General features: G+C 41.4%; 18 protein-coding genes and 1 pseudogene. 7 read left to right on the forward strand and 12 right to left on the reverse strand.

Annotation, left to right across the window (positions count from 1 at the left end; all coding sequences use genetic code 11):
- Window positions 1–1212, reverse strand: coding sequence for a signal recognition particle-docking protein FtsY (gene ftsY / locus ACH0AB_RS09335; RefSeq protein WP_406877998.1), 1212 nt, complete (start codon window positions 1210–1212; stop codon window positions 1–3).
- 320 nt (window positions 1213–1532) lie between these two features.
- Here ftsY and ACH0AB_RS09340 point away from each other — a divergent pair, with 320 nt between their 5' ends.
- Both ACH0AB_RS09340 and ACH0AB_RS09345 read left to right on the forward strand, forming a co-directional pair.
- Window positions 1533–3047, forward strand: a complete 1515-nt coding sequence (locus ACH0AB_RS09340) for a M16 family metallopeptidase (protein ID WP_406877999.1) — start codon at window positions 1533–1535, stop codon at window positions 3045–3047.
- Window positions 3048–3144: 97 nt separating this feature from the next.
- Window positions 3145–4617: a M16 family metallopeptidase gene (locus tag ACH0AB_RS09345; protein ID WP_406878000.1), complete on the forward strand. Its 1473-nt coding sequence runs from the start codon at window positions 3145–3147 to the stop codon at window positions 4615–4617.
- 30 nt (window positions 4618–4647) lie between these two features.
- On the opposite strand, the gene ACH0AB_RS09350 is transcribed toward ACH0AB_RS09345, so the two are convergent.
- Complete coding sequence (locus ACH0AB_RS09350) at window positions 4648–5586, reverse strand: D-Ala-D-Ala carboxypeptidase family metallohydrolase (RefSeq protein ID WP_406878001.1); 939 nt, start codon at window positions 5584–5586, stop codon at window positions 4648–4650.
- Window positions 5587–5921: 335 nt separating this feature from the next.
- On the opposite strand from ACH0AB_RS09350, the gene rodA reads away from it, so the two are divergent.
- Both rodA and ACH0AB_RS09360 read left to right on the forward strand, forming a co-directional pair.
- Window positions 5922–7067, forward strand: coding sequence for a rod shape-determining protein RodA (rodA, locus tag ACH0AB_RS09355; RefSeq protein WP_219333131.1), 1146 nt, complete (start codon window positions 5922–5924; stop codon window positions 7065–7067).
- A 425-nt stretch (window positions 7068–7492) separates the two neighbouring features.
- Window positions 7493–8077 carry a septal ring lytic transglycosylase RlpA family protein gene (locus ACH0AB_RS09360; RefSeq protein WP_099833790.1) on the forward strand — a complete coding sequence of 195 codons (585 nt, stop codon included), beginning with the start codon at window positions 7493–7495 and terminating at the stop codon, window positions 8075–8077.
- Window positions 8078–8191: 114 nt separating this feature from the next.
- Here the strand turns inward: ACH0AB_RS09360 and ACH0AB_RS09365 are convergent, their stop codons facing one another.
- The 6 genes from ACH0AB_RS09365 to leuA form a co-directional block, all read right to left on the reverse strand.
- Window positions 8192–9379, reverse strand: coding sequence for a vWA domain-containing protein (locus tag ACH0AB_RS09365; RefSeq protein ID WP_406878002.1), 1188 nt, complete (start codon window positions 9377–9379; stop codon window positions 8192–8194).
- Window positions 9380–9430: 51 nt separating this feature from the next.
- Window positions 9431–11605 (reverse strand): AAA family ATPase, encoded by a 2175-nt coding sequence (locus tag ACH0AB_RS09370; protein ID WP_406878003.1) that lies wholly within the window; start codon window positions 11603–11605, stop codon window positions 9431–9433.
- A gap of 73 nt (window positions 11606–11678) precedes the next feature.
- Window positions 11679–12581, reverse strand: coding sequence for an AAA family ATPase (locus ACH0AB_RS09375; RefSeq protein WP_406878004.1), 903 nt, complete (start codon window positions 12579–12581; stop codon window positions 11679–11681).
- A 148-nt stretch (window positions 12582–12729) separates the two neighbouring features.
- Complete coding sequence (locus tag ACH0AB_RS09380; RefSeq protein ID WP_201664355.1) at window positions 12730–13185, reverse strand: resolvase; 456 nt, start codon at window positions 13183–13185, stop codon at window positions 12730–12732.
- A gap of 66 nt (window positions 13186–13251) precedes the next feature.
- On the reverse strand, window positions 13252–13572 hold the full coding sequence (locus ACH0AB_RS09385; protein WP_095355610.1) for a YcgL domain-containing protein: 321 nt from the start codon (window positions 13570–13572) through the stop codon (window positions 13252–13254).
- Window positions 13573–13778: 206 nt separating this feature from the next.
- Window positions 13779–15509 (reverse strand): 2-isopropylmalate synthase, encoded by a 1731-nt coding sequence (gene leuA, locus ACH0AB_RS09390; protein ID WP_406878005.1) that lies wholly within the window; start codon window positions 15507–15509, stop codon window positions 13779–13781.
- Window positions 15510–15673: 164 nt separating this feature from the next.
- On the opposite strand from leuA, the gene ACH0AB_RS09395 reads away from it, so the two are divergent.
- The gene (locus tag ACH0AB_RS09395; protein ID WP_036601597.1) at window positions 15674–16144 is read left to right on the forward strand and encodes an Lrp/AsnC family transcriptional regulator; all 471 of its coding nucleotides are present in this window, start codon (window positions 15674–15676) and stop codon (window positions 16142–16144) included.
- A gap of 65 nt (window positions 16145–16209) precedes the next feature.
- On the opposite strand, the gene ACH0AB_RS09400 is transcribed toward ACH0AB_RS09395, so the two are convergent.
- Window positions 16210–17019, reverse strand: a complete 810-nt coding sequence (locus ACH0AB_RS09400; RefSeq protein ID WP_406878006.1) for a hypothetical protein — start codon at window positions 17017–17019, stop codon at window positions 16210–16212.
- Between the two features lie 475 nt (window positions 17020–17494).
- Between ACH0AB_RS09400 and ahcY the strand changes: the two genes are divergently transcribed.
- Window positions 17495–18883, forward strand: a complete 1389-nt coding sequence (gene ahcY / locus ACH0AB_RS09405) for an adenosylhomocysteinase (protein WP_406878010.1) — start codon at window positions 17495–17497, stop codon at window positions 18881–18883.
- Between the two features lie 166 nt (window positions 18884–19049).
- Window positions 19050–19892 (forward strand): methylenetetrahydrofolate reductase [NAD(P)H], encoded by an 843-nt coding sequence (gene metF, locus ACH0AB_RS09410; RefSeq protein WP_406878011.1) that lies wholly within the window; start codon window positions 19050–19052, stop codon window positions 19890–19892.
- Window positions 19893–20132: 240 nt separating this feature from the next.
- Here the strand turns inward: metF and dld are convergent, their stop codons facing one another.
- From dld to ACH0AB_RS09425, 3 genes and pseudogenes are all read right to left on the reverse strand, one after another.
- A complete protein-coding gene (dld, locus tag ACH0AB_RS09415) occupies window positions 20133–21836 on the reverse strand; it encodes a D-lactate dehydrogenase (protein WP_406878007.1) in 1704 nt (567 codons plus the stop codon).
- 37 nt (window positions 21837–21873) lie between these two features.
- Complete coding sequence (locus ACH0AB_RS09420; RefSeq protein ID WP_050324237.1) at window positions 21874–22173, reverse strand: hypothetical protein; 300 nt, start codon at window positions 22171–22173, stop codon at window positions 21874–21876.
- Window positions 22174–22306: 133 nt separating this feature from the next.
- A pseudogene (locus ACH0AB_RS09425) lies at window positions 22307–22642 on the reverse strand (L-threonine dehydrogenase); the annotation flags it as partial.
- Window positions 22643–22717 lie beyond the last annotated feature (75 nt).

A 22717-nucleotide genomic window follows, 5' to 3' on the forward strand; every position in this document is an offset into this window, starting at 1 on the left:
TTACTCATCTTTTTCAAACAGGGCTTTGACAAAATCATTGGCGTGAAATGGGCGCAAATCATCAATTTTTTCGCCCACGCCAATAAAACGAATCGGTACATTGGTGTTTTCAGCGATATTAAATACCACACCGCCTTTTGCCGTGCCATCTAATTTGGTGACGGTCACGCCTGTCAGTGGCACTGCTTCATTGAATATTTCTACTTGATTTAGGGCATTTTGTCCTGTACCCGCGTCGAGCACAATCATGGATTCATGCGGCGCTGTCGGATCGGCTTTTTGCATGACGCGAATCACTTTTTTCAGCTCTTCCATCAAATTGGTTTTATTTTGTAGACGCCCTGCGGTATCGGCAATCAGCACATCAATGCCACGGGCTTTGGCAGATTGAATGGCATCAAAAATCACCGAGGCACTGTCTGAACCATGACCTTGGGCGACAACAGGAATATTATTGCGCTCCCCCCAAACTTGCAATTGCTCGGTGGCTGCCGCACGGAACGTATCACCCGCTGCTAACATCACTGATTTTCCTTCAGCTTGCAGACGTTTGGCAAGTTTACCGATGGTGGTGGTTTTACCCACGCCATTGACCCCAACGACCAAGATAACAAACGGTTTTGTACTAGCATCCACTACTAGCGGTGCAACTTTGGGTGTCAAGATATCGGTTAGTTCTTTTTGTAGCGCTTTATACAGTGAATGCGAATAAATCAAATCACCGCGAGCAGTGGCTTCGGTCAAGTTTTTGATAATGCGATTGGTAGCATTCACCCCAATGTCGGCGACCAACAATTGGTCTTCGACTTCTTCCAGTAGTTCATCATCAATTTCTTTACCACCAATCAAAATATTGGTTAAGCCTTCGGTCAAGTTTTTACGACTTTTTGACAAGCCTTGCTTCATGCGGCTAAACCAACCCCCTTTTTGTTCAGGTTCTGCGCTTGGCTCAGCCGTATTGACAGATGGCTGCTGTGTGGGTGCAGGCTGCCCTTGATATTGGCTTTGCGGCATTGGTGACACAGATTGGGGTGTCACGGGTGCTTGCAGTGTTGATGTTTGGGCGGCTTCAGCGATACGCGGCGTTTCAATAATTGGCACATCTTGCACAGGCAGATTGGGTATCGTAGCATCATCAAAATTAGTCGGTTGGTTATTAAAATTAATTACCACCTTATTAGAAGCATTGTTATTAAATTGGTTGCTACTCATATCATCGCCTATGGTTAAATTTGTCATTAAAATATTGAGATGTATAAAATTATAACAGTGTTTGTTCGCAGTTTGAAATAAACATGCTGTCAATCCCTTAACCCCATAGGATGTATGGTATGGGAAAAAACTGTCCGTTTACAGCTTGCTGCGCTAAAAACTTGAAGCTCGTATTTATTCAGATTTAATCGTGCAGTGGGCTTTCAAATAGCAATCAATGCCAACATCCGTTATCATGGTTTATCTTTTATAATGCCTGCAAACCCCATTACACCAAAATCAAAAAAAACAGATTAAAGATTAAAAGTTAAAGAGAAACTATGTTAAACCGAAACCCTGTGTCAAAGCCTACATTTTGTAATCTTACCATCCTTGCTGCCGCCCTGACCTGTATGCTCAGTGTATCAGGTTGCAGCACTGCACAGCCCATCGCAGCCAAAACCATGCCGACCAAAACCACCCCGACTTTAGCGAATACGCCTATTAACGCCCACCCAACTGCTAACGCGGTAACCGATGCCACCGAGCAAACGCCAAGCCACACAGATTTTGACAGCGACAATGCAGCAACGCGCCATGAATATACGCTGGATAATGGCTTAAAGGTGATTATCAAAGAAGATCACCGCTCCCCTGTGGTGATAAGCCAAGTATGGTATCGCGTGGGTGCTGCGGATGAACCCACTAACTTAGGCGGTATGTCGCATTTGCTTGAGCATATGATGTTTAAGGGAACAAAAAACGTGTCCTCAGCAGATTTTGAACGCCTTATCGCCAAATTTGGCGGTAGCAATAATGCTTTTACCAGTTATGACTACACCGCATATTATGAAATTTTCCCTGCCAATCGCTTAGCGCTCGCCCTAGAGCTTGAAGCCGATCGGATGACCCATTTACAGCTAAAGGACAGTGACTTTACCGCTGAGCGCCAAGTGGTGATGGAAGAGCGCCGCCAGCGCACCGATGACAACCCAAACGCCCGCGCCTATGAGCAGTTTAGCAAAATGGCTTACCCCAATAGTCCCAAAGGAGAATCGGTCATTGGCCCCATGGCAGAAATCGAATCCATTGGGTTAAACGACCTAACCGATTGGTATAAAACATGGTATGCGCCCAACAATGCAACCTTAGTAATCGTGGGCGATGTCAATCCGACGCAGGTCATCAATGAAGTTAAAAAATACTTTGCCGATAGAAAACCGCAAACCCTGCCAACGCGCCCCAGTGTGATACAGCCAGGCTTTCGTGGTTATCAAGAAAAAACCACCCAATTGCCGGTACAAGTGCCTATGGTCATGATGGCGTTTAATGTGCCTACGCTTACCACAGCAAAAGACCCCAAAACCGCCTATAGTCTATCGCTGCTAGCCGATGTGCTCGATGGTGGTCTATCTGCGCGCCTAGAAAAACGCCTAGTACGGGAAAAACAGCTACTAGCCTCGGTCGGCAGTGGTTACAGTGCCTTTAGTCGGGGCGATGGGCTATTTTTAATCCAAGCCACCCCACGCGACGGCGTTACACTTGCCCAAGCCAAACAAGCAATCATTGATGAGATTGACGCGCTTAAAACCCAACCGATTGCACAAAGTGAACTGACCCGTGCCAAAACCAACACCATGACCAGTTTGATTTATAGCCAAGATAGTATCAGTGGACAGGCGCAGATGATTGGCAGTCTAAACAGCATTGGGCTTGATGATCGGATGGTGTTTAACCTACCCAAAATCTTAGATAGCATCACAGAAAGTGACTTACACGCTGCTGCTAGCAAATATTTGGTTAACAACAATTTAACCGTGCTCAATGTGGTAAAAGAAAATAAACCCAATAAATAACTATAAAACCAGTAACTTAACTTATCCTGACTTAAGTTGCGCTCACTTGACTTACCTTCATTGCTGTCAGACCATCCTTAGAATGTTGAGAAAAAAAATGAAAACACGCTTAGCTAAAATCTTATTACTAATGACTACCATTGCCACGCAAGCGGGCCATGCAGAACCTGCCACTCATAGCGACGCTCACAGTAGTGGCAATATTGACCCCAATGCACCCATTGCCGCTTTAGACAAGTTAACCAGTCTAAAAACCACACCACCGTTAAAAGTGACATTACCAAATATCATCCACTTTACAACGGATTCGGGTACCCCAGTCGCTTTGGTACAAACCCATCATTTACCGATTGTGGATGTCAGTGTGTATTTTAATGCAGGCTCAGCTCGTGATGAAGCCATTAAAAAAGGCGGTTTTGGGATTGCCAGCCTGACCGCGAGTATGCTCGATCAGGGCACACGCCATAAAAGCGAAGATGAGATTGCCGAAACCAGTGAGCAGCTTGGGATTGATTTATCTACCCGTGCTTATAAAGACATGTTTATTGTGAGTTTGCGCAGTCTATCCGATGAAGCGCGTTTATCCCCTGCGCTTGGTTTAATGAGCGATATGATGACCCAGCCTACGTTTCCAAACAAAAATTTTGAACGTACCAAAGCCCAGTATCTAATCAGCCTGCAACAGGCCAAAGAAGACCCCGATAGCATCGCAAGCAACGCCTTTGCTGCGGCGCTTTATGGCAATCATCCCTATGCCCACCCCACCCAAGGCACGGAAGAGAGCATTGCCAAAATCAATGCCACCGATCTCAAAGCTTTTGGCCAGCAGTTTTTGGTGGCGAAGAACGCGAATATTGCTATTACAGGCGATATCAGTCTTGAGCGCGCGCGGGCGCTTGCCAATCAGCTAACCGCTCAAATGCCTGTTGGCACAGCTGCCCCAAAGCTTGCCGATGCCAAGCCTTTGAACGCCGCTAAAACGATTCATATTCCATTTGACAGCACCCAAACCACCGTCTTGATGGGGCAATTGGGTCAAAAACGCGTGGCGGATACCTTAGGCTTGCAGCATCAAACCAACTTTGCCATTGCCGATGAAATCGTCGGGGGCGGCAATTTTCAAGCCAGATTGATGGAAGATATCCGTAAAAAACGCGGGCTCACCTATGGCATTTATAGCAGCACCACGCCGATGCTTGCCCAAGGTAGCTATACCGTTAGCTTTTCTACCCGTAACCAAAAGTCGCAAGAAGCAATTGAGGCGACCAAGCAAGTCATCAAAAATACGCTAGAAAAAGGGGTAACGCCAAACGAATTGGCTTTAACCAAAGACAGTCTAATCAACAGTTTCCCAACTAGCTTTGCTAGCAATGCCGCCATGAATTCCACGATTGGTATGATGGGGTTTTATCAGCTGCCAGATAGTTACTTGACCGATTACGTGATGCGCGTACAGCGCGCCGACCTTAACGCTGTCAATCAAAGCTATAAAGACCTCATTGACCCTAACAAGTTTTTGATTGTGACAGTTGGCAGCGCCACGCAAGGCACAACAAAACCCGCTAAATAGCCCATGTTAAAGCTTAACACTTGCGCTAGGTTAAAAACGGCAGGGTGATGAGCTTGAGCTATGGCTTGCGCCCCATTTTCGAAAGCCTTGCGTATCAAGATGTACCGAGCCTGTCGGATACAAGCCAAGTCCAAAGCTATAGGCTTGCCCGTTGGACTGCCAAAACTGGCAAAGCCCATCAAAGGTACTTTCTATCGCCCATTTGTTGGCTTCGTTTTCAGGTATCCAAATATCAATTGCGCCATTGGTCATGTGCTTACTCTCGCCTGCACCGCCCGCACAATCATTCAATGCAGGGTTTCGATACACGGAGCGTATCACTGTCGAATACGGCAAATAACCTTGTTTTTGCAGTTGCTGAAGCATTTGCAGGGTGGGCACGATATTTTGCCATAGTGACGCAGGCGGCACTTCATACGGCTCAAAACCGCAGCGGCGCGCATCTCTGGCACTCGTGATTAACTGATCCATCGGCGGAATGGTGCCTAATTGGCTTTGCAAATAATTTTGATAAGCCAACACTTCTGATTGCTGATAGCTGTGGCTAGCCAGCCAATCCTTAAAATCTGCATCATTGGTATAGACAACGTTGCTATTGTATCGTGTGCTATTTTTGAGTGCGCGATAGTCTGTTGTAGGTCGGGTTGGGTTTTGACGATTTAGAATAAGACCGCGCATATTGTCAGTCTGTGTCACGGTGGGATTTTTAGGGTTTGGCTGGGTTTGATGAACGATGGTCGTAGTAGGTTTTCGGTTATCGACGGGTGTGACAGGATGATTACACGCGATAAGCAATGTCATTATCATCCCTGAGCCAACAATGCCTGTTAAAATCTTTGTTTTAGTGTTCTGAGTCTTGGTAATGTTGATATTCTTGGTATTGGCACTCTCGGGCTTGCCATACTTTACTGTTTGCGCGTTGTCTTCGATAATGGTTGGTTTATTTTTGGTCTTGTTTTGATGTGTCATGGACTGCCTATTCACGTTTCGTCAAAATGGAAAAACACCACGGACTTATGAGCAACTGTCAAAAAAGTAGGCTTAATATTCTTAGGTAACCATGCCTACTTGATAATTGTTTTTACTTAACTAATTTTCACTTAATAGTTATGTTCACTACATAATTAAGCTTAATTAATAGCTCACTTAATTTAATATAGTGACTTATTTCTACGAAACAAGTGTTATAAACTATTACATTATTAAGACTACCAAAATCACATTAAGCCATATAAACTATTGAGCCTATTTTTGTGTCTTTTTACAGACTTATTGTCACCGGGTTAATTTGATGTTTGGTGTGTATGGTAGATAAGATTGGACAGTACCGTTTTTCTAGGCAAGCTCATCACTTTGGTAATGACAGTCTACCCTCTTTTTGGCAGCGCGTGCATTTAGACCCTTGGTTATTGATGCTATTGTTTGTCACAGCTTTGTTTGGTTTAGCCATTTTATACAGTGCCTCTACTCAAGATATGGGAATGGTCATCCGTCAAACCATTAGTTTTACCATCGCGTTTGTGGTGATGATTGTCATGGCGCAAATCCCGCCCAGTCTTTACCGTGATTTTACCCCGTTTTTTTATGTGGGGGGCGTGGGGTTACTGATACTGGTCAAAATTATTGGTGAGGTGCGACTGGGTGCGCAGCGCTGGATTGATATTCCTGGGTTTGGTAGTGTGCAGCCGTCAGAATTTATGAAGCTTGGCATGCCGATGCTCACTGCTTGGTTTTTATCCAAACGCGACTTGCCGCCAAGTTTATCGACAGTGCTTATCACGCTGGTGGCGATTGGTATTCCAGTGCTGCTAATTGCTGAACAGCCCGACTTGGGTACTTCTTTATTGGTGGCGTCTAGTGGCTTATTTGTGCTGTTTTTATCGGGTTTACCTTGGTGGATGATTGGCTCTGCTGTGGCACTGTTTATTCCCTTTGTTTTTGTGGCTTGGGAATACCTGCTACACGACTACCAGCGCAGACGCGTCCTGACTTTGCTAGACCCTGAAAGCGATGCCTTGGGGGCTGGATGGAATATCATGCAATCAAAAACCGCGATTGGCTCAGGGGGACTCACAGGTAAAGGCTACTTGCAAGGCACACAATCTCATCTACACTTTTTACCAGAAGGTCACACCGATTTTATCATTGCGGCTTTTTCTGAGGAGTTTGGCTTAATCGGTGTCAGTTTACTGATGTTCCTGTATTTTTGTATTCTATGCCGTGCCTTATTTATCGCTTACTCCAATACTGCTGTCTATAGCAAATTACTCTCTGGCGCGATTGCCATGTCATTTTTTGTGTATGTGTTTGTGAATGCCGGCATGGTGGCAGGTATTTTGCCAGTTGTCGGCGTTCCTCTACCATTTATCAGCTACGGCGGTACCGCGTTAATTACTTTGATGGCAGGATTTGGTTTAGTAATGTCAATTGCCTCGCATAATGTTAAATAACTCTTAGACTATTTTCAAAAATTTTTCGTTTGTAAATAGGCTATTTATAAACAATTCTTTATGTAACTATTTATGTAAATAGGTATTTTTAAATGTAAAAAACGTAGAATGGTTAGCATAAAAGATATCTTTTTTATGAGTATTTTTAAATAATTATGATGGTAAAACTTAATAGTTTTACCGTTTATCTGTTTTTTTATACCTTTTATCTAAATAAATCGTGATTTTAACCGCGTAATTGCTTATTGTGGGTCATCAAGATTGAACAATTACATACCGAAACAAAGTAAAATTTGTAAACTAATTGTTAAATCTCATAAATTTTCGTGGTGACTTATAAGCAATTTGTATGAATGACATATAAAGGCTTATTGGCTCCCAAACATTAGGCGCTCATCGTAAAGAGCGATTGTTCAGAGGACATTATGTCAAAACGTCAATCGAATTTAGCTAACGTAGCGACGTTACTTTGCTTTTGTGGCGTAACGGCGCTTAGCTCAACTACCCAAGCAGCCACGAGCAATTTAGATCACGTACTTAATGAGTTAACCCGCCAGCACAACAATGCATCAGACTTAGTCAAATCCGCGCGTCAACCTCGCAACCTTGCCTTAGAAAGCCAACTTATCAGCCAAGACACTTCACAAGCTAGCAAAGATGCAGACGTGTTAGAGCGTCTTTCTGCCGTTGCATCTAATACGGTCAATCGTTTTAGCCAAACGGGTGTCGCCTCTTGGTATGGTCGTCAATTTCAAGGTCGTAAAACTGCTAGCGGCGATACTTTTGATTCCAATTCGTTGACGGCTGCCCATCGCTCATTGCCAATGAACTGTTATATCAAAGTGACCAACAAATCAAACGGCAAAAGCGTTGTGGTAAAAGTCAATGACCGCGGTCCATTCTCAAGCCACCGTGTCTTAGATTTATCGTATGCCGCCGCCAAACAAATTGGCTTAGCAAGCACGGGTACGGGCAACGTCGTTATTGAGCGTGTGGCAGGTCCAAACTAATGTTTAGCTAACTAGCAGCTTCTAGGTTACTAGCAGATTTTAGGTAAACTAGCAGCCTTTTAGCACAAAAAAAGCATGAAATTGATTCATGCTTTTTTAATTGCCTTAACAATACTACCGCGCTAAATACTTGGTCATATCTTCAATACCATGCAAGGTCATCGGGTACATATGACCTTGCATGATATCTTTGATTAAGCCGATGGTTTGCGTATATTGCCAGTAGCTTTGTGTCTCAGGGTTGAGCCATGCGACTTTATCAAAATGGTTAGTGATACGCTTTAGCCACGCCTGCCCTGTATCTTGGCTCATATACTCAACGCTGCCGCCAACAGATAACAACTCATAAGGCGACATTGCGGCATCCCCCACAAAAATCACCCGATAATCACTGCCGTATTTGTGTAGCACATCCAATGTGGGCACGGCACTGGCATTACGGCGGGCATTTTCTGTCCAAACATACTCATACACGCAGTTATGAAAATAAAAGAATTCAAGCGTCTTAAATTCGTTTTTAGCGGCAGTAAATAAGCGCTCACACGCTTCGATATAGCTATCCATGCTACCACCGATATCAAATAGCATGAGCACTTTGACACGATTGCGGCGTTCGGGACGCAGCTGCACATCGAGCATCCCCGTTTGCGCGGTTTTCTTGATGGTTGAGCCAATATCAAGCTCATCAGCCGCCCCATCACGGGCGAATTTACGCAGTTTTCGCAGTGCCATCTGCATGGAGCGGGTTTCTAACTGGTTATCCGTGTCCAAATCGCGGTATTTGCGCTGCTCCCACACCTTAACCGCGCTGCGTTTTCGGCTTTCACCCCCTACTCGTACACCTTCAGGATGGTCGCCATACGCACCAAAAGGCGATGAGCCGCCTGTGCCAACCCATTTGTTACCGCCTTGGTGTCGCTCTTTTTGTTCTTTTAGGCGTTCCTCTAGGGCTTTCATGAGTGCTTCAAGCGAACCATATTTTTTGAGTAGGCGCCGCTGGGCTTCGGTGAGATTGTTGGGGTCAAGCTTGAGCTCCAGCCATTCTTTGGGGATATCACCCAATTTTGCCATCAGCTCGTCAATGTCGAGTGTATCAATACCTTCAAAATAATCCGCCATGGCACGGTCAAATTTATCAAAGTATTTTTCGTCTTTGACCATACATAGGCGAATCAGCTCGTAGAATTGTTCACGGTCGGCAAACACAATGCCTGTTTCTAGCAAAGCATAAAGGTCTAGCAATTCACGGGTAGAAACTGGCACGCCATAAGTGCGTAAGGTGTAAAAAAGATTGATAAACACGTTTTTCTCTTGTAATGTGACAGAGTAATTAAATTTTTGCGATTAATTGGTCTAGTTATGTTGATTTATCATCATATTATAATGTGCAATTTGTCCTTGAGTTTCAAAAATCCTTCTGAAAATATCTAAATATTTCTCAACACTTTCATCATCTATTGCAACAAAAATATCATCATTAGTAAAATGAGAGCCATCATTAATCCAAGAACATAAAGAGTTACATAATATTTGGTCTTTACCAATAAACTTTTCACTTAGGCTGTCTAAATTAATACCACCTAGAATTTTGAAATAATTTTCCAAAATTTTACGTAAAATATTTTGAATAGTTGCTGAACTATATTGTTTTTCTCTAATATTCTGCCAAAGCAACTCGTATGAAGTCTTGATTGGGATATCTTCATATTTTGTAATTGAAGAAGACTTATCAATTTTTCTCACAATATGATAACTTGGTTTTTTTGGATAATTTGTTTTATTGAATTTTTTAATAAAAGTAATTTCTTTGTAGAAATAAACATTGTGTGTAAGAATAATTAATTGTTTTAAATTACTAGTAGTAGTATCCATATCAACATATAATTGACGAATTAAATTGCTAACAATGAATAGAACATCATTATCTAAACTTGAGATAGGGTCATCAATTACGATAACACAATTCTGATTAATGCCACTCTGAGTATGACTACCTTTAATTAACTGATAAAAATACAGAAACGTAATGAAAGTTTTTTCACCTTCACTCAATGTTTCAGACGCACTTACTCCGTTTTCACGGATAATTCTATAATTTTTCTCATCTTCCGTTGTTTTTAATGAAAAACTTGTAAAACCAAATGACTTTAGTAACCGATTAATGGCATCTGCAGTAGGTTTAATACTAGTAATTTCTCTTTCCAATTTATTTAACAAAGTGTTTTGCTCTGACATTCTCTGCTGTTCATTACTCAAAGCTACAGTTAAGCCATTAATAGCTTGGTTTATAGAACTAGTTTCAGAGTAATAACGCTCAATATCAAGCTTCATCTCTTGGATTAAAAAATCCCAAAATAAATTGGTTAGATTATCTTTTTCTTGTTCGATATTATTGATAATACTATTGTGGCTATCTATTTCTTGATTAGCATAATTAATCACTTCATTGATTTCTTTTATAATATCAATCACACTCTCAAGTGAGATTGATATACTTGGTTGTAATTTCTTATTATTTAGCTCAGTAATATTTTTATCAAAAATATAATCTAGCTTATTAAGTCTTATTTCTATTTCTTGATTATTTAAAAAAGGGGAATTAAGTGACTGAATATCATTTTTTAGTTGTTGATAGGAATTATTATAGCTATTAATTAAGCTCTCCAACGCAGAAATATCTTGTTCAAATGTTTTGTCAAAATATTTTTTTAATTTCTCATCTAAATCATTACTAATTTGTTGCTGACAAAAAGGGCATTGATTATTCGATTGTGCAAGATAATATTGTCCTTGCTTCACCCAATCACTATTATTTAATTCTTGGATTAGATTGGATATAGCAACATCTTGGCTACCAATAATTTTCTTGGGTAAAATAGGATTTTGCTCATGCCTAGAAAAATCAATATTAATAACGGATATTCGAGCTATTAATCGCCTATCAGAATTAAAAATAGATTTATACTGGCTTTTTAATTCATCAATATTAATAGGTTTAGAATTACTTTTTCTAGCTTGAAATTCACTTTTAACTTTTTCTTTAAATTTCTGTTTACTATTTCTATATCCAGTTAGTATGTTTTTAAAACTATCATCATATTTATCTTCTGTTTTCCAAAAAACCTCAAGAAATTCGCTTTCTTTTTGATCTAATTCAATGCGTTTTTCACTAAGCAAAGAATTTTTACTAGCGATTTTTAAGTTAATTTTGTCAATTTCAGCTTTTGCATCAGCGATTTGTTTTTCTATTTCAACTCGATTTTCACCAAGTGTGAATACACCTTTAACAATTTCAGATTGAGAAAAGTTATCACGTACAAAGTCACTATTATATACGATAGTTTTAAGTGGAATTCCACTTTGCCAATTTATTGTGCAATATGAATAGCTTGAAGGGGTGGCAATAATTCTACTAATTGTAGTTTTGCCACTACCATTTGCTCCATAAACAAAGTTAGATTTTGATAATTCCAAAATAGTTGAATTTGTATAACTTGCAACGTTAGATATTTGAATTTTTTCAATCATTATGTATTCCTAAAAAATCCATCCATAATTGTCTAATCTTTATCTTTACATCTTTGTCCTTTTTCAATCAAATTTAGCGATTTAACCGCAGCATAAACCCCAACTTTTCAAGCAAACTGACATCACTTTCATTCTTTAACAATGCCCCCACCATCGGCGGCAGACTCTCGGTCGGATGGCTTAACTGTGCCACCGCCTTGCCTTCGCCCTCACCCAACTCATCCGCCATCAGCAAACGTATCCAATCTACCAACTCAGAGGTGGATGGCGGTTTTTTTAAGCCTTTGACTTCACGCAGACCGTAGAACACCTTGAGTGCTTCATCCACCAAGTCTGCTTGTAGATTGGGGAAATGCACATCCACAATTTCACGCATGGTTGCTTGGTCAGGAAAATCAATATAATGGAAAAAGCAACGACGCAAGAAGGCATCAGGCAGTTCTTTTTCATTGTTTGACGTGATAATGACAACGGGACGATGATCGGCGGTAATCGTTTCGCCAGTTTCATACACATAAAATGACATTTTATCGAGCTCATGTAGCAAGTCGTTAGGGAACTCAATATCCGCTTTATCAATCTCATCAATGAGCAGTACCACACGCTCAGGACTGGTAAATGCTTGCCATAGCTTGCCTGCCTTGATGTAGTTAGCAATATCATACACGCGGTCATCGCCCAATTGACTATCCCGCAGGCGTGATACCGCATCGTACTCATACAAGCCTTGTTCAGCTTTGGTGGTTGATTTGATGTGCCAAGTTAACAGTGGCATATCTAAACTTTTTGCCACTTCTTCAGCCAGTAGCGTTTTACCCGTGCCAGGTTCCCCTTTGATGAGTAACGGTTTTTGCAATTGAATCGCAGCGTTGACGGCAAGTTTTAGGTTGTCAGTGGCGATATAACTATCGGTGCTTGCAAAACTGCTTTGGGTTGCGCTGTTTTGGATGGCAGCATTTTGCTGATGGTCAGACATAAAAAAACCTATGATAATCGTCAAAAATGAGTTTCAGACTATCATAAGTTTTAGGGAAAGTTAAGCTATAAGTAAAAGGTTAAGCTGTAAAAGATTAAGCTATAAAAAGTTAAGCGGTTACAGCTTGCTGGCTTATCACTATCATAGCTTAGCGGCTAGGCTGGCTGATATTGGCGTTATTTAACGCATGTTTTTTGTTGGTTTTATCGATACCCATTCGAATAATTTGCCAAATAAAACCCAAAATACAGCCCACTGTAATCACAACCATAATTGGTAGCAACCCATTAAAGATAATTGCTGGATCTTTGAGTAAAATCCCATACACCACGGAAATACTCGCTGGTGCGATGTCAGGCGGGGTGCCAAGGGAAGTGGTGGGCGTGAGCAAAATCGCAAATAGAATAATCCAACTCAAGCCTGCAAGCGTTTTTGGCAAAATCCGTACCACTAAAATCCAAAGCAGTAATACGACAATGGAAGATCCCACATAAGCATATAAGGGTAATTTGTCTGGCGGCACACCTTGAACCAGCTGCGCCCACCAAATGATGATTTCGCCTAGCACATTACCGATTTGGTCGAGTGATAAAAATGCAAACATAATTTTGCCTTGCCAAAAATAGATAGCTTATTTTAGCATGATTCAAATCATTTGGTTAAAGTTTTGCTATTGCCACTTGCTCTGCTGCGCTTCTGCCATATTCAATTTTGCTTGGCGTAACAACACGTCTTCAGGCGGCATCTGCACAAAATACCCTTGGCTTTGTAATTTTTCTAACACTTCTGCTTTATTGACCCGTGCAAGCTTTGGCGTATTTGCCAAATCCAAATGCATCACAAAGGTTTCGCGTCCAATCGCTTGGCGAAAATCCTTGGGTAACACCGATAGCCAATCACGAATCTCGTCAGTGTCATTGGGATAATTTGGACGAGCAATGTACACATACAGGTCATCTTTTTTGCTAAATTTATAAATATCGCAATGCATCATACAACTCTATTATTACTGTAAAATTTAAAGTGCCTCTATCATACCATAAAATAGTATGTCTGGAATTGCACCCCTTTTGCTATTAGCCCTGTTTACTATTAATCTAGGCATTTCACATGTTAGCCCATAAAAAAAGAGCAACTAGGGCAATTGCTCTTTTGGTGATAAAAGCTACTGATAAATTTGCGCTTTATAAAAGCTAATTAATGATGCTCAGTATCGGCAATCTGCGCTTGTGCCAACGCAGACAATGCGGCTTTTAACATTGCTGATACGGTGCTTGAGCAAGTGCCGATACCTGAATAAATCTCACCTTCAATATTCAACTGTAAGTAAGCAACGGCATTGGCATCACTGTTATTTTGGGTGAGCGGGCTTTGACTTTCAACCGTTAATGCATGCTCTGCATAGTTGATAACGTGAATATTTTTGTTCAATTTGGCAGAGATGGCATTGATAAAGGCAGACAACGGACCATTGCCATTACCAACAACGTCTATGATGTCATCTCCCATGCGTACAGAGCCTGAAAAGCTCACTGAGCCAGCGGTGTTTTTGATTTCATAATCTTGCAACGCCAAAGTAGATTGGTTCAAATAGGTGTCTTCAAACACGCTAATGACATCATCTGATGTCAATTCTGTCTGACGGCTTTCGGCTTCTTGCTGAATGACACGGCTAAAGTCAATCTGCGTCCAGCGCGGCAAATGAAAACCAAAGTCACGTTGCAAGATATAAGCAACACCGCCTTTCCCTGACTGGCTATTGATACGCACGACATCCTGATAGCCGCGTCCGATATGAGCAGGGTCAATCGGCAAGTACGCCACATCCCATAAGCCTTGGGTGGTTTCGGCATTTTTCTCGTTATAATCTAACGATTTTTTGATGGCATCTTGGTGCGAGCCACTAAAAGCGGTAAATACCAATTCGCCCACATAAGGATGGCGTGGATGAATCGGTAACTGATTGCACTCACTCACCACTTGGGCGATTTCGCTCATATTACTAAAATCAAGCTGTGGGTCTACCCCTTGGCTGTACATATTCATCGCCATAACCATAATGTCCATGTTGCCTGTGCGCTCGCCATTGCCAAAAAGCGTGCCTTCAATACGGTCAGCCCCTGCCATCAAACCCAACTCACTGGCAGCCACGGCACAGCCACGGTCATTGTGGGTGTGAAGGCTCACAATCACATGCTCACGCATGGGTAAGTTTTGGCAAAAATATTCAATCTGATCGGCATAAATATTGGGCGTTGAGCTCTCTACTGTTGATGGCAAGTTAAAGATTACTTTTTGACCTAAGTCAGGGCGCCAAACTTTACACACCTCATCACAGATTTTGACCGAAAAATCGACCTCGGTTTGCGAGAAACTTTCAGGGGAATATTCAAAAATCCATTCGGTTTCAGGGTATTCTTTCGCCAAATCACGCAACAATGTCGCGCCTTCAACCGCAATCGCAATAATGTCATCATAATCTTTTTGATACACTTTCTCGCGTTGCACTTTTGAGGTTGAGTTATACACGTGGACGATGGCACGTTTGGCACCCTTTAACGACTCAAAGGTACGGCGAATCAAATGTTCGCGCGCCTGCACCAATACCTGCAAGGTCACATCGTCGGGTACGTGTCCGCCTTCGATTAATTTGCGGGTAAAGTCATACTCAACTTGCGCCGCTGATGGAAAACCAATCTCAATTTCTTTAAAACCCACTTGCACCAACAAATCAAAAAAGCGCATTTTTTGTTCAATGCTCATCGGCTCAATCAAGGCTTGGTTACCATCTCGCAAATCCACCGACGTCCATATGGGCGCTTTGGTGATGGTTTTATCGGGCCAAGTACGCTGGGTCATCTTTGGTGCAAACGCAAAGGGTTGGTATTTTTTATGATTAAAAGCCGCGTTTTTGGGTTGTATTGACATGCTAATGCTCCACACTTAATTTTACTTAAAATTCTATGATGAAATTATACCCATTTTTTTGTAGTTGAAGTAACTAAATTTTGCTATAAAATACATAGAATTTGATATTTATGGCTACTATAATTATATTGTTTAGTTAAAATCACTAATATTAAGAATTTACCATGGCTTCATTAGATAAAATAGACAGACAAATTTTAGCGCTATTACGAGAAAATGCGCGCATGAGTAACCTTGAATTGGCAGAAAGCGTAAACTTAAGCCCTACTCCCTGTGCGCGCAGAGTCAAACAATTAGAAGATGCCGGTGTTATCACCGGTTATAGTGTCACCACCGACCCTAGAAAATTAGGTTATCAACTGTCAGTCTATATTGCCATTAGCATGGATAAACATACAGCAGAACGCTTTAGCAATTTTGAAAAAAAACTACGAGAATTTCCTGAAGTGGTCAGCTGTAGTATTGTGACAGGGCGCAGTGAAGACTATCTTATCAAAGCTTTGGTCAAAGATATGGCGCATTATGAAGAATTTTTATTGCATCGTCTAAACCGTATTGAAGGTATCGCACAAGTACATACCAGTTTTGAATTACGAGAGGTATTCTCTCTTCCCATTATCACAGATACTATATGATGCTGTATTTAGCGTATAAAAAAAGATACCCACGAAGGAGTATCTTTTTTAGTAATTGACTGAAGTTAGAAACGGTAAGTTGCACCGATTTTAGCGATTGGGTACCATTTTGAATAATTTGAATCATCCAAATCTTGTTGTAAATCAGATTTTAAACGATTATTGTCAAATTTTGCAATTTCTTCACCATTGGCATTTAGAACTCGTGTGTTAGCATCAGTAACTTTTAAGCCACCAGTATAAGCTGCACCGATTTCGCCAAATACACCAAAGTTATTAGTGATATTAGGACGGAAACCAATAGTTAAGTATGGGTTCATAGTGTTTTTGTTTTCAGCTGACGCTTCAATGTTACCATAGTAAGAGTTACCATTGATGTTAACTGGTTTGGTTTCAGTCGCTTGTTTTTTCAAGGTGATTTCGTTATCACCAAAAATGGTACCAACACCTACAGTAAACCAATTTCCAGCTGGACGTAAATTTACACCAATATACGGGTTGCTTGAATCTGTTTCTAAGTCATATTCAACATCTTCAATTTCGATGGTGTCTTTTAAATCACCAATATCGCCGCCAGCCCAACCAACTACAAGCTCAGTTTTATCATTTAAACCCCAACCAATATTGGCACCATAACCTAAGGTACCGACTTCGGCACTGATAGCAGCAGGATGTGTTACGGTATCAAAAAACGTTCTAGTACCAGTAACCAATTGAGTTGTTGTGTTTTTTACTACACCTAAGTTTGGATCGTAGGTGGTAGTAGATACGGCGACAGGCTGTGCAACAATTTGTTGATCAACAACGACAGTTTCAGCAAAAGCAGAAGTTGCGATTAAAGCAGCAGGAATAGCAGCTAATTTCAAAACTTTCATATAAATCTCCTAAGGACAAGATAAAGTAAATTTACCATTTCTCTTAAAAATCTAAAAGACTTTCAAGCGATGAATGACATATAAAGAAAAGTAAATTAGTTGACATATTTTGTTACGTTTCTCTTAGGTATATTAAAACGTAATTTTTCAGCAATGTCTTTTAATTTTGTATAACTTTTCTATATGTTTATGTAATTACATAGGATGAAGTGTAATATTTTATCAAAAATGTTGCTTTTTTAAAAGACTTAAGTTGATGTTGCAATTAAGAGAATGACTTTTATGTTAATTTTTTTTACAATACGCCTATCGAGAGATGCTGCAGCTTAAGGTTCGCTTAATTTATATTTGCTTGCCTGTGCTAGGCTCGTTTTTTGTGTTTTAACCCAAATAAATCCAAAATAAATAACGGCATCTGCGTTTTTACTTTAACTTTTTTTACCGGTTTTAAGGAGTGGACGCAGTGTCCCTGTCTATCAATTCTACTGATTCAAATTTTTCTGATTACAAAGTTGCCGATATTAGCCTTGCCGACTACGGTCGCAAAGAAATCAAACTGGCTGAAACTGAAATGCCTGCTTTGATGGGCTTACGCCAACGCTACCAAGCCGAGCAGCCTTTAAAAGGCGCCAAGATTGTGGGCTGTATCCACATGACCATCCAAACTGCTGTCCTCATTGAAACGCTCGTGGCGCTGGGTGCAGAAGTACGCTGGACTTCTTGTAATATTTTTTCAACCCAAGACCATGCCGCTGCCGCCATCGCAGCAGCCGGTATTCCTGTATTTGCTTGGAAAGGCGAAACTGAGGAAGAATACGAATGGTGTCTTCGCCAGCAGATTTTTGAAGGCGGTGAAGCCACAGGCAAGCTGTGGGATGCCAATATTATTTTAGATGATGGCGGCGACTTGACGGCGCTGATTCATAACGACTACCCGCAAATGCTCGACAACATTCACGGTATCTCAGAAGAGACAACAACAGGGGTGCATCGTCTAATTGAAATGCTCAATGCAGGCACGCTAAAAGTACCCGCCATTAATGTCAATGACGCAGTGACCAAATCAAAAAATGACAACAAATATGGCTGTCGTCATAGCCTAAACGATGCCATCAAACGTGGTACCGATATGCTGTTAGCGGGTCGTCGTGCACTTGTTATCGGTTATGGCGATGTGGGTAAAGGTTCTGCGCAAAGCCTACGTCAAGAAGGCATGGTAGTACGAGTGACGGAAGCCGATCCAATTTGTGGTATGCAAGCTTGTATGGATGGCTATGAATTGGTCTCGCCATTTGTGGAAGGTGACCCTGCCAAAGGCGTCAACAAAACCCTTATGCAAGATACTGACTTGGTGGTCACTACCACTGGTAACTACCATGTCTGTAATAGCGATATGCTAAAAGCCTTAAAAGCCACCGCAGTGGTTTGTAATATTGGTCACTTTGATACTGAGATTGATACCCAGTTTATGCGTGACAACTGGAAATGGGTGGAAGTGAAGCCTCAAGTACACCAAGTCTATCGATCAGAAGATGAAAACGATTACTTGCTTTTATTGTCGGAAGGTCGTTTGGTCAATTTGGGTAATGCCACAGGTCATCCATCACGTATTATGGATGGTTCTTTTGCCAATCAAGTATTGGCGCAAATGCATTTATTTAAAGAAAAATTTGCTGATTTGCCTGCGGACAAAAAAGCGGACAATTTATATGTCAAAGTGTTGCCAAAAAAACTCGATGAGGAAGTGGCAGCAGCCATGGTCGCAGGCTTTAACGGGGTACTGACTAAATTGACGCAGCAACAAGCCGATTATATCGGTGTGCCAGTTGACGGTCCATTCAAACCTGATAGCTATAAATACTAACAGCTAAAAATACTATTTGTTAAAGGTTCAATCGAAGTCATGCCAATGGGCATGACTTTTTTATGCAGTTTAACTCAATATTTATGCCAAAAAATTCAATTTTTTTATTATTTTACCCGTTATAATGGTGGTATTTTTTATCATTTTGGATACTTTCATGACCACCATGACAACACCGTTTTCTTTTGAGTTTTTCCCCACCAAGACCGATGACGGTCAAACCAAATTATTGGCAACCTTTGATGAATTAAATGCTTTAAAACCTCAATATTTTAGCGTCACGTATGGCGCAGGTGGCTCAACCCGTGAGCGCACCTTAGGTATCGTTAAGGCACTGAGTGAAAAAAGTGACACACCTATCACCCCGCATTTATCCTGTATTGGCGATGATAAAGCCAAAATTGGCGAGTTATTGGATTATTATAAATCGTTAGGCATTAATCGCTTGGTGGCGCTGCGCGGTGATTTGCCATCGGGTATGGTGGGTCTTGGCGAGCTGCCGTTTGCTGTCGATTTGGTTAAATACATACGTGAGCATAGCGGTGATTATTTTCGTATCAAAGTGGCTGCTTATCCAGAAATGCACCCGCAAGCCAAAAGCTTTGATGCCGATATCCAAAACTTGCTCAATAAATACCGCGCAGGTGCGACTGAAGCGATTACCCAGTTTTTCTACAACGCTGACAGCTATCTTTATCTGCGTGATGCCCTTGCCAAAAAAGGGGTGACTCAAGATGAGTTTCCAATTATCGCAGGCATTATGCCCATCACCAATGCGTCAAATTTGATTCGGTTTGCCGATGGCTGTGGGGCAGATATTCCACGTTTTATCCGTAAACAGCTTGCAGACTATGGCGATGACAAAAAAGCCATTCGTCAATTTGGGTTTGAAGTGATGGTCAATCTCTGTGAGCGTTTGATTGCCGAAGGCGTGCCGTCAATGCATTTTTACAGCATGAACCAAGTCAGCCCAAATAAACAATTGATTGAAGCGCTTGGATTGGTTTAATTGGGGATAGACCTTACCCACTATCTGGCAGTAAACCTGCCACTAAACAAAAAAATGATAATGGCGAGGTTAAACTCTCTGTTTAACCTCGTAAAATTGGGGCATCGCAAAATAACGCTTATCTTAAACAATTTATCTGGAACAGTTTATCTTGAGCAGTTACTGTTCGATAAAATTTTATAGTGCCATTGCCCTGATGGTCAGATGCTTACCCAATTATGCTTACCTAGTTAAATGTCGTTATGCATTAGATTTGCGCCAGTATTTTAACTTTGAAGTGTGACCAATCCCCACATTAAAGGTGTTGGTAGGATCTAGCTTTCGATAAAAATTGGCTAATGCAGGCTTAGCAACATATAAATGACCCACATTGTGTTCTGCGGGATATTCTGCCCTACGCTCGTCTAGCAGCTGCCACATCTGATGCTCAATATCCAGTGGATTAGTGCCTTTTTTGACAATGTAATCTTGGTGAAATACATGACAAAAAAAGTGCCCATAATATAATTTATGCAACATATGTTGTTCGAGATCTGCAGGGATTTTTTCTACCCATTCTCTATCGTTACGTCGTAACGCAATATCCAATGCCACAATATCCTCAACCTCTGCTCGGTGGGTATCACGATATCGTATCGCCGCCCCAGCAACAGCAAAACGGTGTAAGAAAGCTTTGCGACCTTCTTCCTCCGTACAGGCAAAATACGAGCCAGTAGAATGAACGGCAAAATACTCATTTAAAAACTGCTGTGTCTGTTCTGCGCTTTGCTCATCTACTCGTAGAATCAAATGATGCTCAAAACGCTGATGAAACGCTAGCATGCGCCGCGGTAAATGACTGGGTAAGAAAAAAGTGATAGCTTGTAAAATTTGATCAGTCAACCCCCGTATCTTGATTTTTTCCAACCATCCGTCAATGCGATCTTTGAGGGCTAATGCTCTGGGTATATTAACCGTGCCAAAACGCTCAATAAACAAGAAAGTATCTTTGCCATACTTTGCGCCAATACTAAAGGCATCCCGATGAATATATTCTCCAGCAATCGGCAAGCTGGGTAACGATGTCAGCAAATAACGACGTATGGCCGTTAAGTCATCATGATCATTTGAGCCAATATAAAAAACCCTACTCTCAACTTTTTCAAAGGTGTCGAGTCTTACCGCAAACACACAGACTTTACCCGCTGAACCCGATGCTTCGTATAATCGTGTCGGATCTGCATTGAATCTAGCAGGACTGTCTGCATCGACTTGCTTAACGTCATGGGCATAACGATTGTCTGATGCCAGCTGGCTGGTTTGGGTAGTTACCTGACCCATTTCATAGTCTTGTGTTTGAAGTCTGGTGAGTATTTCTTCGGCGGTGGTGCCTAAATCAATACCTAGATGGTTAATCAATTCTAATTCACCCGATTCATTAACACGGGCATACAACGCCATTTCAGTATAAGCAGGTCCACGACGTACCAGCGCGCCCCCTGAGTTGTTGCAGACCCCACCTAAAACTGAAGCGCCAATACATGACGACCCAATCACAGAATGCGGTTCACGATTATAAGGCTTTAAAGTACGCTCAAGATTATCTAAAGTAGCGCCTGGTAAACACACGACTTGTTTGCCATCTAAAATCACTTGAATGCCTTGTAGACGCCGAGTACTCATAATGATGACTGGACGATCGTAGTCATCCCCATAAGGGGTAGAGCCGCCTGTCAATCCTGTGTTGGCAGCTTGCATAATTACCACACAATCTGCCTCAATAATGGTTTGTAGTGCCTGCCATTGTTCAAGTAAGGTACCTGGACATACCACAGCCAACACTTTTCCCTCACCAAAACGTATGCCTTGTCGATAATGACGGGTATCTTGTTCATCGATGAGTACATAAGACTTCCCGACGATCTTCGTTAATTTATCGACTGTCGGCTTATACTGTTTTAACATGATAAATATCCTTATTGATTAAATGAGTCATGAGGTTTTATTGGCGATTGTATTGACTTGTTGATAGTTGAACCGGTCTGGTTTTATCAAAGATAGGATTGTGTTCGATAGTATGGCTGCGCATAGCGTTAACATGGTCAAGTGTGCGTCTACCATCGGTGGCTCGATTATAGATGCGGTTATCGCTGATTTGTGCTATTAGATTTTTTATTAGGAGATTTTTTGCTACCAGATTTTTTGCTAGATGAGGCTTGGCATATTGACTGGGTGGATAGTTTACTTGGGTTACCCGTAAGTATTGGCAGTGGTCTAAGCGAGTGATGGGTTTTTGTTTCATCCCTGTATGCTACTATATTTTAATCAATTTACGCAAAAATTTATGCGCTTTGTATCAGCGCTCAATGTAAAAGGAGACTATTAAAGTCCCCTTTTTTACTGCTGTGAGTCTGTTTTAGTTTGATGTTACATGATTACATGGCAGCTGCGAAGATTGCTACGACCTGTTCATGATTTGCCTTACGTGGGTTAGTAAGCATACAAGCATCGTTTTGGGCATTGGTTGCCATGATGGCAAGGTCTTCTTGTTTAACACCAAGTTCAGTAAGTCCTGTAGGAATACCTACCGATTGGGACAGCTCACGAATTGCATTGATGCCTGCTTTACCTGCTTCTGCTCGAGTCATGTCTTTGATGTCGATGCCCATAAATTGTGCAATATCTGCATAACGCTCAGGTGTCGAGATGAGGTTAAATTCACAGACGTGCGGTAACAAAATCGCATTACAGACACCGTGCGGCAGATTGTATAGTTAAAGAAATATAGAAGTGCTACAATAACAAAATGGCATACTCAACCGACTACCGACAAATGATACTGGACA

Origin of the sequence: Moraxella sp. 179-F 1C4 NHS (genome assembly GCF_045370505.1) — a bacterium.
Lineage (GTDB): Bacteria > Pseudomonadota > Gammaproteobacteria > Pseudomonadales > Moraxellaceae > Faucicola > Faucicola tetraodonis.